The sequence below is a fragment of the Enhydrobacter aerosaccus genome, from assembly GCF_900167455.1.
Taxonomy (GTDB): Bacteria; Pseudomonadota; Alphaproteobacteria; order Reyranellales; family Reyranellaceae; genus Reyranella; species Reyranella aerosaccus.
Genome location: NZ_FUWJ01000008.1, coordinates 102,749 through 117,535 on the forward strand (window position 1 = coordinate 102,749; position 14,787 = coordinate 117,535).

Sequence of the window (14,787 nt, forward strand, 5' to 3'; positions counted from 1 at the left end):
GGAGGAGGCGCACATGACGCAGCAGTTGATTGGCCGTCGTACCGCCCTTGCCGGTATCGTCGGCACGGCCGCCATCGGCACCAGGACGGCATGGGCCGCCGATCCCATCAAGATCGGCTTCTCCATCCCGCAGACCGGGGGGCTGGCGGCGATCGGGCTGCAGGCGCTGCTGACCCTGCAGATCTGGTCCGAGGACGTGAACGCCCGCGGCGGCATCCTTGGCCGGCCAGTACAGCTGGTGACCTACGACGATCAATCCAACCCCGCCAACGTGCCGCGCATCTACACCAAGCTGCTCGAGGTGGACAAAGTCGACCTCATCGTCACCAACGGCACCAACCTTACCGTGCCGGCCATGCCGATCGCCATGCAGCGCGGCATGGTCGTTTTCTGCATGCTGAGTCTGGCGGTCAACGACAAGTTCAAGTACCCGCGCTTCTTCCAGACCATGCCCTACGGACCGCACGGCAAGGCGTCGATCAGCGAGGGCTTCTTCGACGTGGCGATGGGCATGAGTCCCAAGCCCGCGACGGTGGCTCTGGTCGGGGCCGATGCCGAATTCTCCAAGAACGCCGTCGATGGCGCGCGCGACCAGGCCCGGAAACGCGGCCTGAAGATCGTGTACGATCGCACCTATCCGCCTTCGACGGTCGATTTCGGACCCGTCATTCGCGGCATCGCCAGCGCCAATCCCGATATCGTCTATATCGGCAGCTATCCCGTCGACACCTCCGGCATGGTGCGCGCGGCGCGTGAACTCGGCTTCCGTCCCAAGCTGTTCGGTGGCGGCATGGTCGGCACCCAGGCCGCGACGCTCAAGGGCGATCTGGGCGAGATGCTGAACGACGTGGTGAGCTACGAGCTCTATTGCCCGGCCGTCGCCGACAAGTTTCCCGATGTCGAGCCTTTGCTGAAGAAATACCAGCCCCGCGCCAAGGAGAAGGGCATCGACCCGCAAGGCTATTACGTGCCGCCCTTCGCCTACGCGACCATGGAGGTCCTGCAGCAGGCCGTGACGGCGGCGGGCGGCCTGGACCAGGACAAGATCGCCAAGGCCGCGCACGCCACGACGTTCAAGACCATCGTCGGCGACATCAAGTTCGGTGCCGACGGCGAATGGGACCACCCGCGCATGCTGTGGGTGCAGTTCCGTGGCCTCAAGGGGCAGGGGATGGATCAGTTCGTCAATCCGTCCGCTGAGGTTGTGCTCGATCCGCCGGAATACCGGACCGGTGAGCTGCGCTATCCGATGGGAGTGGCCAAGCAATGACCGGGCATGTCGCGATCGTGACGGGGGGCCTGCGCGGGCTCGGCAAGGCCATGACCCTGGGACTGCTGCGCACCGGCCGCAAGGTGGTGGCGGTCGGCCATATCAGCGAGGACATCCCGGAACTGCAGCGCGAGGCGGATGGCCACCGGGATGGCTTGCATTGCCTGGCACTCGATCTGCGCAAGCCCGCAGCGTGCGACGAACTGGTGGCCGTGACACGACGCCATTTCGGAGGGCTCGACATCCTCGTCAACAACGCCGGTCTCACCTTCACCTACACCGACCCCGACCGTTTCGTGAAGGGGCCGAAGAAGTTCTGGCAGCTGACCGACGAGATCGTCCAGAACACCATGGATACCAACTACATGGTGGCGGATCAGCTGGCGCGACGGGTGGCGCCGATCCTGCTCGAGCGGGGCTGGGGGCGGATCGTCAATGTCACCACCAAGCTCGACACGATGAACCGCGAAGGCAGCGTGCCCTACGGCCCCTCGAAGGCCGCGCTCGAAATGGCGACCGAGATCTGGGCCAAGGAGCTGGCCGGTACCGGTGTCACGGTGAACATCGTCAATCCCGGTGCCGGCGCCAACACGCCCGGCATGGCCAGGGAGATGCGCGATTGGTCGGCCACCGGCAAGGCACCGAAGCTGGTCGAGCCGGACGAGATGGTGGCACCTCTGCTCTTTGTCGTGTCGCGCGAGGCAGACAAGGTGCACGGCTATCGCTTCGACGCCAACACCTGGATCGGCGACATCCCACCGGCGCAGAGCGCCGCGCGCACCGGCCGCAAGGCGGGGTTCGAGCTCTATCCGCTCTCGGATTGCTTCGCGGGCCACTAGCGGCGCCATCGCCGCAAAGCGACGCGAAGAGCCAACGAAGGAGGAACGCTGCATGGACTGGAACCCGAAGCCCCTCGATCCGGCCGACGTGACCGTACATCGGCGCGGCAAGGGCAAGCCGCTGGTGCTGATCCACTGCCTGGGCATGGACTGGCATTTCTGGGACGTGCTGGAGCCGTTGACCGATCGCTTCGAGCTGATCACCTATAGCCTGCCCGGCCATCACGACACGCCGCTGCCCAAGGGCCAGTATGGCGAGGCCGAGCTGACCGAGCAGCTGCGCGCCTTGATGCAGCGCGAAGGCATTGCCAGGGCGAGCATCGCCGGCATCTCCATGGGCGGCTCGACGGCGCAGCATTTCGCCGGTACGTATCCCGACATGGTGGAGCGGGTCATCCTGTGCGACTGCACTCCGCGCTACACTGACGAGATGCGCGCCAACTGGCCGGTCCGCGCGGCCCTCGCGCGCCAGAACGGCGTGGCGAGCCTGATCCCGATGCTGGAGAAGGTGTTCTTCACCCAGGCCTCGCTCGACGAGAACGGACCCGACGTGCGCTATGTCAAGGAGAGCTGGGCCTCCTGCAGCGGCGAAGGGTACGCGCTTGCCTGCGAGATGCTGGCCATGGTCGATGCGCAACCGCAGGCTAGGCGCATGCAGATGCCGACCCTGATCATGTTGGGTTCCAACGAAGGCCAGGCCTTCAAGGATGCAGCCGGATGGATGAATGAGAACATCCCGGGAAGCCAGGGTATCGTCGAGGTGCCGCAGGCGGGACATGCCAGCGTGCGCGAGCGGCCCGATTTCGCGATCGAGCAGTTCCGCCGGTTTCTGGGATGAGAGAGCGCCTTATTGCAGGGGCCGATATTTCCAGATGCCCATGGGCGGAAAGTTGCGCCATTCGCGGCCGACGAAGGACGCCTTGAATCTGTGTTCGCTCGCTGTCGGATCGACAGGCGCACGCAGGCCATAAGTGTACTGGATAATGGCGCCCCCGTCCGGCATCAGCTCGAACGCCTGCGCATAGCACCGTGCCGCCAGCTCGGCCGGGATGGCGCGCATCGGCAGGCCGCTCAACACCGCGCGCACCGAGGCGATTCCCACGTCGCGCAGCAACCCGCCAAGATGCAGGGCATCGCCGTGAAGCACCTGCAGACCGTGGAAGCGCTTCTTCAGGACACGACACAGTTCGGCGTCGCGCTCCACCACCACGACGTCCTGGGGAAGACAGCCCAGTGCCAGGAGCGCTCCAGTCACGGCGCCTGTCCCGGCACCAAGCTCGACGATGGGGCCGTCCGATCGCCCGGCCTCGAGCACCGCCTTGGCCAGCCGCCGGGCGGTCCAGGGGCTGCTGGTGAGGGGCAGGCCGACGGCGGCGGGCGCGCGCCACCAACTTCGCAAGAACGCGAATCCGCTGATCCACGTCGATCCGCGCAGCAGCGTCCGGGACGCCCTGGTTCGCTCCGTCATCGTCATCGTCGCGGGCACCACATTTTGCGGAAGACCGATAGCTTCTACGGATAATCGCGACACTGGTTCCGCCGCCGATTGTAGGTCGATCCGAGGGGGCCGTGTCAGCCGTTTCCTGTTGAAAACCGGCCTCCCGCCGCAAGGGCCCGCATGGCGGCGACAGGGCTGACGCCATCCGCATCGGATGCTATACCGCCGCCACGTCCCCGTAGCTCAGCCGGATAGAGCAGCGGTTTCCTAAACCGGAGGTCGGAGGTTCGAATCCTCTCGGGGACGCCATTTCGGTACAAAACTGCGAACGCCAGCGGTCGCCGATTCTACGCCCGAAGCGGCGACAAGTGTTCGTAGCAGCTCGGCTTTCGAGCCCATGATGCGAATCTCGCTCGGGTCAACCACTTCGATGCGCTGCGCAAGCGCACGCAAATGGTCCCGCCGATATGTTCCATCTTCGTTCCGCAGCTTGCGTCGCGCGGCAAGCGCAAATCGCCTGAGACTCTCCAACGTGATTGCTGGACCGAGACGCTCCACCGCCGCGGTTGCGCGCTCAGCATCGGCCTGGGCTTGATCGCGGACCGCCGCGAGTTCGCCGACGCGATCCTTCAAAGATGGATCCGCGACATCGACGACGCCGTTTTCGATCGCGTCATAGAGGCGCTTCAATTTCGCTCCCGCGTCGGCGGCGCGCTTGCGTAGTTCCGCGATGTGTCCGCGTCGGCGTTCATTCCACTCCTCACGCCGCTCAAGCAATTGGTCCATCATCGCCGCCAGGCGCGGTGGATCGAGCAGCCGCCACTCCAGATGATCAGCGACGGCGCGGTCGAGCTTGTCCATGGGTACTGTCAGGCCTCGACACCCCTTTTCGCCCATCCGCGCCTTAGTCGAGCAGGTGTAGTAGCGATATCGGCTGCCTTTGCCTGTCCGGAGTGTCATTGCGCCACCGCATGACGCGCAGAAGCAAATACCGGTCAGCAAGGTTGGACCGCTGACCGCGCGCGGCGGCATCCATTGCGGGCTGCGCGCCTTCAGTGCTGCCTGGACTGCGCGATACTCCGCCTCGGTGACAATCGGCGGTACGGCCATAACGGCATGCTCGGTGTCCGGCTTCGCCGCGCCCGTCCTGTGATCGCGGGTGTTGAACCGATGCTCACCGATGTAGGTTGTACGCGTGAGGATCTGATGCACCGAGCCAATACCCCACCGGCCGCCATCGCGCGTCCGGATGTTGCGCTCGTTCAGATGGGTAGTGATTGACTTGATCCCCAGCGGCCCACTCCCGCCGTCGCCTGTCAGTGCAAGCCTGTAGATCAGGCGCACGGTGTCGGCGTGGATCGGGTCGATCTCCAATTTCTTCTTGATCTTTGCGCCGCGCTGTTCGGCGGCGACAATGCGATAGCCGATCGGCGGCAGCGCGCCGTTCCAGTAGCCTTGGCGCGCGTTCTCCTTCATGGCGCGTAGCGTGTGCTTGGCGTTCTCTTTCGACTGGTATTCGTCGAACAGGGTCATGATCTGACGCATCATCACGCTCATCGGATCATTGCCGAGGTCCTGCGTGATCGAGACCAGCCGCACGCCGTTCTTGGCGAGCTTGCGGACGTAGAATTCAAACTGAAACTGGTCGCGGAAAAACCGCGAGAAGGAGTGGACGACGATGACGGAGAAGGTCGGCGGCTTCACCAGCGCAGCATCGATCATCGCTTGGAATGCCGGGCGGCGATCATCCGTAGCGGTATTGCCCGGCTCGACGAACTCCGTGGCCACGTCCCAGCTCTTGGCGACGCAATAGGCGGTGATCTGCCGGCGCTGATCGGGGATCGACAGATCGCTTTCCGCCTGCCGGCCGGTCGAAACGCGCAGATAGAGCGCAGCCTTTGCGGCGGTGCTGGCGGCTGTCGCCTCAAAGGATGTAGAAGCCGTGTCGATCATGGTTTCACCAGTCGCTGGATTGCATGCATCGGCAGCACAAGGCGAAGCGAGTCCGGCAAACGTACAAAGCCGTTTCCTTCATAGAAGGCAGCGGCACGCTCATTGATCGCCTCCACGACGAGCATCGACGAGCCGACCGTGCCCGCGCTAGCGAAGGCGCGTTGCACCGCGTCGGCGAGGAGCACCGCGCCCAGGCGCTCGCCCTGCCGTCTGTCTGAAACCGCCAGACGTCCGATGAGGGTGGCGCTGACGAGCGGATAGCGGGGGACGTGCTTACGGGCAGCGGGCGGAACATCGCCTGGCAGCAGCGCCGTGGCACATAAGGTGTAGTAGCCGAGTACGACATCCGGTTTGTCTGGCTCGACCAAGATGAAGACGCCGTTCGCCTTGCGCCGAACATCCTGGCTCGCTTGCGTCCGGAGATAGCGGTCAAGGCTGTCCACGCCGCAGGAAAAGCCATCCCGATCATGATGCGACGCAAGGGTCTCGATCCTCAAGTCTGGCCGAGGTGGTGCCATCAGGTGGCGACGCGGCGCTTGTGTTCGGCCAAAGCGCGCACCAGCCGCTCGCTCGGCTCGGGTGGATTGACCAAGGCGTCGAAGAACGCCTTGCGATCGCGATCGGAAAGCACCATCGTTTCATGCTCGGCGATCGTCCGGCGCGCGGTGTCGGTGAGCGCGGTCACGCAGAAATCGCTGATTTTGCGGCGCGACAGATGGGCGGCGCGCTCGATAAGGTCCTTTGTTTCTTCATCCAGACGGAACCCGAGACGCTCAACTCGGTTGGGCATACCCCGTGTTGTCTTGGCCAGCTTACGTGCCATTGAACTACTCCTGACAGGGTCTCTTGTTTCGCCAACAATGTACGTCATATTGACCAACAAAGCAACCTCTAACCAAACCCGTCATCAAGCCCGCGGCCCGAGGATTTCGTCCAGCTCGTCGGCGAAGTGGCTTTCTATGACACGGAGTTCTGCGTCGGTGATCGGTACGCTCTCGGGCCAATCATCTGTCACGGTGATAGGCCCTGCCGGGCCCAGCGGGGCGCGGGCCGCGCGCGGAGCAGGCGGATCTGCATAGTCATAAAGGTCCTGAGGATCGCCGGCCCAATCAGACAGGACTCGGCGTGAACGTCGTTTTTGCGCCATACGTTAGTGGACCGATCTGCGGCGTCCCACACAACCGAAACGACACGTCGTCGTGCTGTGGCGTAGGAAAACAGGCAGTAGGCGGGTGCTGCTTGTCGGAGAACCGTTCCGCGGTTTGTGTGTGGAGCATGAGTGTCGCGGCGAGGTAATCCAGGTGGGCACAGCTGCCATTCCCACGGCCCCGTTCCTCACTTCCGAACCTTCGACGATTAGCGGCGCAGTGCACGAAAGGTGCCGACCCACCAGCCGGCGCCAACGGGAGCATCCCGTTACGTATTCGCCAACGATCCGCCCACGACTGCACCCCAGCCTTGTGGAATTTTCGGCTAAGCTCATACCAAACTGAGGGAGTGGATGGTGCTGCGGCTTGTGAACCGCTATGAAGAAGTCGCCCATGGCGAGATCAAGGCCTCGGCCGACCGCTGGAATCTTTCGGTCTATCCGAAGGTTCGGCTCGCGGACGTCATCGATCTCGATAGTCTCGGCGTCGTTGGCGAATTAAAGCGCTACGGCCTGCAGGCCCATTTCGACTTCGTCGTTTGCCGTAATCAATGGGAGCCGGACTATGCGGTTGAGTTCGACGGCCGGTACCATTCGATGCCAGTGCAGATCGCGCGCGATCAGAAGAAGAATCAGCTATGCGCGCTTGCCAGATTCCCAATCCTGCGCATCAACAGCAAATACCTCTCGCCGACTTTCGGGAGCATGTCGCTGTTGGCCTGGCTGATGGACGTCTACGAACTCCAATTGGGCTTCGAAGAACAGCAAGCACGCGGCGCCATTCCACCGGACGAGCCGTTCGATCCCTTCTTCTTCATGAGCGTCGATCCCAAGGACGAACGCTTTCCGTACTGGTTCTCCGCCAAGCCGCGCATCCGGCTCCAACAGCTTCACAAGCGTGGAACGATCATCGATTGGGGTTCGTCAGGCTTTATCGGGTATGACGGCAACGACATCATGCGTGGCATCGAGTATATCCGCCTATCAGAAGCGATGGGCACCTACGTTCTCACGGCGATGCGGCCTCAGCAGTTTCCGTTATGCTTTAGTGATCTCCTCGACGAGATCCTGTGCGTCCAGCTTGCCGATCGCGTCTTCAGTTGGCTCCGCGGCGAGGTCGCGCCGACACCGCTCGCGGAGATTTACGCCATCGCCGACAGGATGCGGCAGTCGCTGACGCTTGGCCGCGCCCACGGATATGGACCGGCCGTGGCGCCCGAACGCAACTCGGCATAAAGCCTCAACCAGGTGGGACGCCAAGACGAGCGGTGCCGCCAAGCCCTACATTCTCACGCGCAGTCGCCGCGCCCTTTCCCGGAAGGCGGCTTCGCCGCCTTCCAAGATTTCGCAGACTTTTCGGCGAATGTCTGGATTCTCCAAGCCGCCGCTCTCGTAGCTGATCTCCGGTAACTCACCTGGCCGATGCGAACCGCACGTCGCAACGATCACCTGATCGGCGTCGGCGTTGACAACGAGATTGGCGTTGTGGGTGACGATGATGATCTGCCGACGCAGCTTGGCGCGACGAAAGCGCTCGACCAACTCTTCGAAGATCGACTTGGGATCGAGATTTTCTTCGGGCTGATCGATGATCAGGGGCCGATCGTCGTCACGATCGATCGCCAAGTACAGTAGCAACAGCACAATGCCGCGCGTCCCCGGCGACAGTTGCTCGATATCGACGCCTTCATACTGGACGCCATAGGCGATCTTGATGTGATCGGTTCCGTAGAGCCACGCGGAGATGCGTCCGCCCCATTCCCGGAACGCCGCGGCGTTGCCGCGATCAACCGGCGCATGGGCGATCAGCTCAGACTCATGGGCGTCACGGAACTTGGCCATCGCCTCGGCGACGTCGGCACTCGAGCCCCGTTCCCAAGCCGGAAGCAGCTCCGCTTTCGCCGCTTCCAACAGAGCACCGCGCCCCTTGAATGGTCCAATCTTGCGCAGGTCCAGGAGATCCTCGCCTTGCTGCGCCCAGGCCGCGACATCGACCGAACGGCGAATGGAGAATGAGAGCTTGCCCAAGGCTCCTTCCTCAGCCTCGAGGCGCGCCTTCAGCGGCTCATAGAGCGCTGAAAGCTCCTTTTCTTCTTCGATGATGCCGTCGAATACCGCCGCGTAGCTGTCGCGTCGGGACTGGATCAGCACCCTGATCCGTTCCTCGGCCTGGTTGGCGGATTCGATGTCGCGGTCGAGTTTTGCGAGCGCCGCCTCATCGCGCGAAATCTTCTCTGAGAGCCGGGCGAAGGCCTTGGCGTTCTCGGCGTCGACGCCGATCAGGGCGCGGAGCCGAGCCCCCTCCTTATCGAGCAGGCTTAACGTCTGCTTGTCGAGCGCGGCACCATCCGGCAACAACGACGTGGACAGCTGCGCACCCGCGGGGGCGCCCACTTCGCCAGCGGCCGGGCCGGACAACACACGAATACGGCCGTCCATCGCCGTGATGGCCGCCGTGAGAATCCCGTCCACATCGCCGGCAAAATCCAGCAGGAACGCCCTCCAGCTCTCGGCCGATAGGCCGGCTTCCGCATGCGCCTGTTGAAGTTGGCGCAAGCGCATCGGCGCCCTGTTCGTGCGTGTATCAGCCACGTCATCCTTCAAGGCGAGTAAGGCTTGGCGACGGCGACGCGCTTGCTCGACTTGAAACCGCACCGCCTCCGCGGCGGTCGAGACTGTATCGAGCCGCTTGGCACGTTCCTCGCCGCCCTTGCCGATCAGGGTGCTGCGGTCGCGCTTGTCCTTGGCAATCGATCCGACCTTTTCGATCCGCTGCTTCTGCAGGCTTGGCAGGCTCGCGCGGCGATCACGCTCGACGTTGAGCTCCTGTGCGGTCTCTGCAAGGGCTTCCTCATGGCTCTGGCGGGTCGCCCGCCCACGCGCGGCGCGCAGATCAAGCAGCTCGCGAAAAGTCGTCGTCCCCATCCGATCCTCGGACGGATGCGCCTGATAGATGACGCGCTCTATCTCGGCGAGCAGCTCGTCTGTGACGCCTTCTGCAGAGCAAAGGGTGTCGACGAATTGCTGCGACAGATACTGCACGCGCGGGGAATCCAGGAAATCCTCCATCTCGACATGCCGGAGCTCATTCGAGGTCGGGTCGCCATCCTCCCAGGCGAGTTGTGCAGCGCTTTCACCGAGATGCGGCTTGGCGCGACGAATGAAGGATCGCTCGCTGAGATGCGGCGATAGGGCAAAGCTGCCAGCCGCGATGATGTCAGCGAGCGCCGTCTTTCCCGATCCACGCGCGCCGATGATGCCGACGAGTCCGCTATTGAGCGGAACTGGCGTCGTCTTGAGCCAGCGCGCGTTGGTGACGGCGACGGACGTGATCGCCTGAGACGGCAGGGCGCCGCGCGGCGGCGCCGCACCGATCATGGTGCGCGCATCCGGCTCCAGGCACGTCTGCCGCAATGACTCGAAGTTGATGTCGCCTTTGATCCAACAGCATCGGTCGAGGTCGGGGGTGCCAACCGCCTTAGGGCCATGGGCGTCGCTGCCGTGCAGACACGGCTTGCGACCGCCCCAATCCGAATTGAGCTTCTCGACGCTCGCCGCCCCGCGGCCGAGCCAGAACTCGCGCTGCTTCGGCTGTGAGGCGAAGATGATATGCGCGGTCCGCTCAATCTCTTTCCGCAACGCTGCAAGGGATGCGTCGCCCTGCAGTCCTGACGTACCATCGTTGCTGCCGGCGGCAACGGCGATCAGCACATTCTCCTGGACCCAAGTGCTGCGCTTCCATTCTGCACGCAGTTGGTCCGGGTTGACTTTGAACTGATTGGTGCCGGCGGCGAGCGCTGCTCCATCGTCTTGCAGGGTGGTGTCGTGGGCTCGGCCGAGTCGGATCAAATCGCCGCGATCGCAGCGGAAAGACTCGCCATAGGCATCGAACGTGAAGGCTCGAAGGAACCTCCGAAGCTGCTCGACATGTTCGGGATCGTCGGGCGACACAAGCAGATGGACATTGATCGGTGATCCTTTGCCCGTTCCGATCCCGTAACGCATCTCCACATTCGGAAAGATCAGATCAACGTCGGCGAGTCGGCCTTCCTTCTTCTTCGCCAGCACCGTCTCGTAGACGTCCACGCTGTAGTAGTCGGTAATGCCGAGCGCGCGTATCGGCGGGTCTGAGGCCTCGACACGGTCAAGGAACTGTGCCCAGCCATCGGCGCCAGGATACTGGTCGTTGAGAACCGTCCCAGGCGCATGGAGATGCGGATCCCACCGATGCCATTTCGAACCTCCTGCGTCTCGACTCCCGACCATAATCCCCCCCTTAGCCGGCGATGCCGCTGCCAGTGGGCGCAATCGGCAGGCTCCGCTGGCAGCGGATGCATTTGGACCGCTCTTGTGTGCGGTTCACTTTGCGTCATATACCGAATCGATCTTACACCAGACTCAGCCCGAGGTTGCGTATTCGATGTTTGCGCAGCGTCAGGATAGGAGGCGAGTAGGGGAACGCCTTCCTCTGCGTTCGAGCCTCGCGTCTCGGTCGATGTCTCCCGTAAGGCTGGCCGCACCGTAATGCCCCGCTAGAGGGAGAGGGCTGCGGCTGTCGCCGTGATGGGTTGAGGGTCGAGAGAGAGGCTCCCGGCCGACCCGTCATGGAGATTCTACCATGACTCAGATCAACATCCTCCCCGGGCAAGACGCCTTCCGTGCCACGCCGGTTTCTGCCGGCTATAAGGTCGACATCTCGCGCGGCGAACGAATCGGGCGAGTGTCGTCCGAATGGTTCTCGCGGCCTGACGACGAGCGCTATCTGTCGCTCAGCGCCCTCTACGCCACCGTTCGCGCACGCGCCGACCGCGCCAACGCCCGCACCGTCGAGACCCGGACCCTTCGTGTCGAGGCCAGCCGGGATAACGCCGAACGCCTGGCCCTGATCGTGCCCGGCCGCGAAGAGCCCATCGCTCCGACACACTGGTCGTTCGGCCAGATGTGTAGCCTGGTCGGCGCGCCCGCCGGCTACATGCGGCAGCTTCCGGCGCCGCTTGCCGGCATCAACATGCAGCATGGGCTGCTCTCGCACCGCGCCGAGCTGGTGAAGACGCTGGAGGCGGACGACGGGCGGATCGAGCTACGCGCCGTCACCGGCCCGGACTATGGCCGTATCTGGGACCATGAGCTGGTCGCCGCGGTCATGAAGATCGCCGGTGAGGGTACGGGCGATACGCGCTGGAAGGTGCCGGGCCTGCTCGACTGGTCGACCATGACGCACAACCCGTTCGTCGAGGTGACCAAGGATACGACCACCCTCTATGCCTCCGATCGCGATGTCTTCCTCTTCCTGGTCGACGATACCCATCCGATCGAAGCGGGCCGCCTCCCCAACGGCGATCCCGACCTCTACTTCCGCGGCTTCTATTGCTGGAACAGCGAGGTGGGCTCCAAGACGCTCGGCATGGCGTCCTTCTACCTCCGCGCCGTCTGCATGAATCGCAATATATGGGGCGCCGAGGGCTTCGAGGAGATCTCGATCCGCCACAGCAAGTTCGCCAGCCACCGGTTCGCACACCAGGCGGCGCCAGCGCTGGAACGCTTCGCCACGTCATCGCCCGCGCCGTTTATGGCGGGGATCAGGGCCGCTCGCGAGCAGGTCGTTGCGCGCAACGATGAGGATCGCGAGAGCTTCCTGCGCAGGCGCGGCTTCTCGCGTCCCGAGACCGAGAAGATCATCGCCACCGTGCTGGAGGAGGAAGGGCGGCCGCCGGAGTCGGTCTTCGATTTCGTCCAGGGAATCACGGCGCTTGCCCGCGCCAAGCCGCATCAGGATGCGCGGCTGGAGCTGGAGGGCAGGGCCGCGAAACTCCTTTCCAGCGTCCGGTAATACCGGGGAACGGGAGGCGTGGAGCCGGGTCCACGCCTCCACGCCTTTACGATTCCGCGCAGCCCCAGCCTCCTAGAGGAAGAGGGCTGCGCTCGCTTCATGACGGGTTGAGGGTCGAGAGAGAGTCTCACGGCCGCCCGTCATGGAGAATGACCATGACCCGAGTTCAGAAGATCGTCTTGTCCTCATCACGGGACATCCCCTTCAACAAGCTGGTGCTGAGCCAGGCCAATGTCCGCCGGATCAAGGCCGGCATCTCGATCGAGGAGCTGGCCGAGGACATCGCCCGGCGCACGCTCCTGCAGAGCATCACCGTGCGGCCGGTTCGCGATGCCGAAGGCGTCGAGACCGGCATGTTCGAAGTTCCGGCCGGCGGCCGCCGCTTCCGCGCGCTCGAGCTTCTGGTCAAGCGGAAGCGCTTGGCCAAGACCGCGCCCGTGCCCTGCGTCGTGCGCGAGGACGGCATTCCCGAGGAAGACAGTCTCGCCGAGAACGTCCAGCGTGCGCCGCTGCATCCGCTCGACCAGTTCCGGGCTTTCCTGGCGCTGCGCGAGAAGGGCCAGTCGGAGGAGGACATCGCCGCGGCGTTCTTCGTCGCCGTGTCGGTCGTCAAGCAGCGCCTTCGCCTTGCATCCGTCTCGCCCAAGCTACTCGACATCTATGCCGACGACGGCATGACGCTGGACCAGCTCATGGCGTTCACCGTCAACGGCGATCATGAGCGCCAGGAGCAGGTGTTCGAGCGCCTGAGCCAGTCCCATTCCAAGGAGCCGCATGTCATCCGCCGGATGCTCACCGAGGGCGCCGTGAGGGCGTCGGACAAGCGTGCGCAATTCATCGGCCTCGATGCCTACACCGAGGCGGGCGGCGTGATCCTGCGCGACCTGTTCCAGGGCGACGACGGCGGCTGGCTGCAGGATGCCGGTCTCCTCGACACGCTGGTGGCCGAGAAGCTGCGGGAGCAGTCCGAGGCGATCCGCGCCGAAGGCTGGAAGTGGATCGATGTCGCGCCCGATTTTGCTTACGGCCACACCTATGGCCTGCGGCAGTTGCGCGGTGAGCGGATTCCGCTCACCGATGACGAGCAGGCGACGCGCGATGCGTTGCAAGCCGAGATGGACGGCCTGGAGGCGACCTACGCCGAAGCAGAGGAGCTGCCCGATGAGGTCGATCGCCGGTTCGGCGAGATCGAGACGGCGCTGGCCGCCTTCGATGGTCGCCCCCAGGCTTTCGATCCCGAGGAGGTCGCGCGAGCCGGCGCCTTCGTCAGCATCGACGGTTCGGGCACCCTGCGCATCGAGCGGGGTTATGTGCGCCCCGAGGACGAGCTTCCGATCCTCCCGGAGAACGACGCCGAGACCGATCCGGCCGGCGAGCCGACGAACGGGGCGCGAACCGTGCATGACGGTACGAGCGTGCCTGCGGGCGCGGAGCCTCCTGCGGGCGAACCGGAGGAAGACGATGGTATCAAGCCGATCCCCGACCGGCTGATGACCGAGTTGACGTCCCATCGGACCCTCGCGCTTCGCCACGCGCTGGGCGAGAATCCGGACATCGCCTTCGTCGCCGCGCTTCACGCCCTGTGCCTCAAGGTGTTCTACCGCTATGCGCAGGACACCTGTCTCGAGCTCGACCTGAAGAGCGCCGGTTTCAGCGCTCAGGCGCCGGGCCTAGCCGACAGCACGCTCGCCGTCGCTTTCGACGCCCGGCATAAGGCCTGGCTCGCCGCCCTGCCGAAGGAACCGGCCGAACTTTGGGATGGGCTCATGGCGTTCGACGGCGACAGCCGTCAGGCGCTCTTCGCTCATTGCGTCTCCCTGTCGGTCAACGCGATCCATGAGGCGTACAATCGCAAGCCTCGCGCGTTGGCCCACGCCGACCGGATCGCCCAGGCCGTCGATCTCGACATGGTCGCGGCCGGTTGGAGGCCGACGATCGACGCCTACTTCGGTCGGGTGACCAAGGCCCGCATTCTCGCAGCCGTGCGGGAGGCCAAAGGTGTGCGGGCGGGTGACCGCATCGAGCACCTCAAGAAGGCCGAGATGGCCGCGCAGGCCGAGACGCTCTTGGCGGATTCCGGATGGCTGCCGGAGCCGCTGCGCACGCCGGGTCGCGACGTTAGCAACGCCACTGCGTCCGAAGACATCGATACCGAGGATGCACGCGACGATACGGTGAGCGAAGAAGCGGCGGCAGCCGGCGGCGAAACGGCCATGGTGGAAGACGGGGCAGGGGCCGAGGCTAACTCGGTCGTGCCCTACGCCCACGCCACCGCAGCCGAATAGCGAGAGCGCCAACCGCACTGCCAGG

11 protein-coding genes and 1 tRNA gene are annotated in these 14,787 nt (G+C 64.3%); 7 read left to right on the plus strand and 5 right to left on the minus strand.

Going from position 1 to position 14,787, the window contains the following annotated elements; all coding sequences use genetic code 11:
* The first annotated feature begins 13 nt into the window (after positions 1-13).
* The 3 genes from B5D62_RS23405 to B5D62_RS23415 are packed head-to-tail and all read left to right on the plus strand — an operon-like array spanning position 14 to position 2,947.
* The gene (locus B5D62_RS23405; protein WP_085936442.1) at positions 14-1,270 is read left to right on the plus strand and encodes an amino acid ABC transporter substrate-binding protein; all 1,257 of its coding nucleotides are present in this window, start codon (positions 14-16) and stop codon (positions 1,268-1,270) included.
* A complete protein-coding gene (locus tag B5D62_RS23410; RefSeq protein ID WP_085936444.1) occupies positions 1,267-2,109 on the plus strand; it encodes an SDR family NAD(P)-dependent oxidoreductase in 843 nt (280 codons plus the stop codon). The genes B5D62_RS23405 and B5D62_RS23410 overlap by 4 nt, the downstream gene beginning before the upstream one ends.
* Before the next feature lie 52 nt (positions 2,110-2,161).
* The gene (locus B5D62_RS23415; RefSeq protein WP_085936446.1) at positions 2,162-2,947 is read left to right on the plus strand and encodes an alpha/beta fold hydrolase; all 786 of its coding nucleotides are present in this window, start codon (positions 2,162-2,164) and stop codon (positions 2,945-2,947) included.
* A gap of 9 nt (positions 2,948-2,956) precedes the next feature.
* Here the strand turns inward: B5D62_RS23415 and B5D62_RS23420 are convergent, their stop codons facing one another.
* Complete coding sequence (locus B5D62_RS23420; protein ID WP_170921089.1) at positions 2,957-3,508, minus strand: class I SAM-dependent methyltransferase; 552 nt, start codon at positions 3,506-3,508, stop codon at positions 2,957-2,959.
* Between the two features lie 271 nt (positions 3,509-3,779).
* Between B5D62_RS23420 and B5D62_RS23425 the strand changes: the two genes are divergently transcribed.
* Positions 3,780-3,856, plus strand: a tRNA-Arg gene (locus B5D62_RS23425).
* Here B5D62_RS23425 and B5D62_RS23430 read toward each other — a convergent pair.
* From B5D62_RS23430 to B5D62_RS23440, 3 genes are read right to left on the minus strand one after another with little or no spacing between them, the layout of a single operon-like run.
* On the minus strand, positions 3,815-5,500 hold the full coding sequence (locus B5D62_RS23430; RefSeq protein WP_085936603.1) for a recombinase family protein: 1,686 nt from the start codon (positions 5,498-5,500) through the stop codon (positions 3,815-3,817). The two genes, B5D62_RS23425 and B5D62_RS23430, sit on opposite strands and share 42 nt — an antisense overlap.
* The gene (locus B5D62_RS23435; RefSeq protein ID WP_231714915.1) at positions 5,497-5,997 is read right to left on the minus strand and encodes a GNAT family N-acetyltransferase; all 501 of its coding nucleotides are present in this window, start codon (positions 5,995-5,997) and stop codon (positions 5,497-5,499) included. Before B5D62_RS23435 ends, B5D62_RS23430 begins: the two co-directional genes overlap by 4 nt.
* Before the next feature lie 20 nt (positions 5,998-6,017).
* Positions 6,018-6,323: a type II toxin-antitoxin system TacA family antitoxin gene (locus B5D62_RS23440; protein WP_085936449.1), complete on the minus strand. Its 306-nt coding sequence runs from the start codon at positions 6,321-6,323 to the stop codon at positions 6,018-6,020.
* A 678-nt stretch (positions 6,324-7,001) separates the two neighbouring features.
* Here B5D62_RS23440 and B5D62_RS23450 point away from each other — a divergent pair.
* Positions 7,002-7,883 carry a DUF2726 domain-containing protein gene (locus tag B5D62_RS23450; RefSeq protein ID WP_085936451.1) on the plus strand — a complete coding sequence of 294 codons (882 nt, stop codon included), beginning with the start codon at positions 7,002-7,004 and terminating at the stop codon, positions 7,881-7,883.
* 45 nt (positions 7,884-7,928) lie between these two features.
* On the opposite strand, the gene B5D62_RS23455 is transcribed toward B5D62_RS23450, so the two are convergent.
* Positions 7,929-10,913 carry a TrlF family AAA-like ATPase gene (locus B5D62_RS23455; protein ID WP_085936453.1) on the minus strand — a complete coding sequence of 995 codons (2,985 nt, stop codon included), beginning with the start codon at positions 10,911-10,913 and terminating at the stop codon, positions 7,929-7,931.
* 352 nt (positions 10,914-11,265) lie between these two features.
* On the opposite strand from B5D62_RS23455, the gene B5D62_RS23460 reads away from it, so the two are divergent.
* Both B5D62_RS23460 and B5D62_RS23465 read left to right on the plus strand, forming a co-directional pair.
* On the plus strand, positions 11,266-12,477 hold the full coding sequence (locus B5D62_RS23460) for a DUF932 domain-containing protein (protein WP_085936455.1): 1,212 nt from the start codon (positions 11,266-11,268) through the stop codon (positions 12,475-12,477).
* A gap of 155 nt (positions 12,478-12,632) precedes the next feature.
* Positions 12,633-14,762, plus strand: a complete 2,130-nt coding sequence (locus tag B5D62_RS23465) for a ParB/RepB/Spo0J family partition protein (protein WP_085936457.1) — start codon at positions 12,633-12,635, stop codon at positions 14,760-14,762.
* The last annotated feature ends 25 nt before the right edge of the window (positions 14,763-14,787 follow it).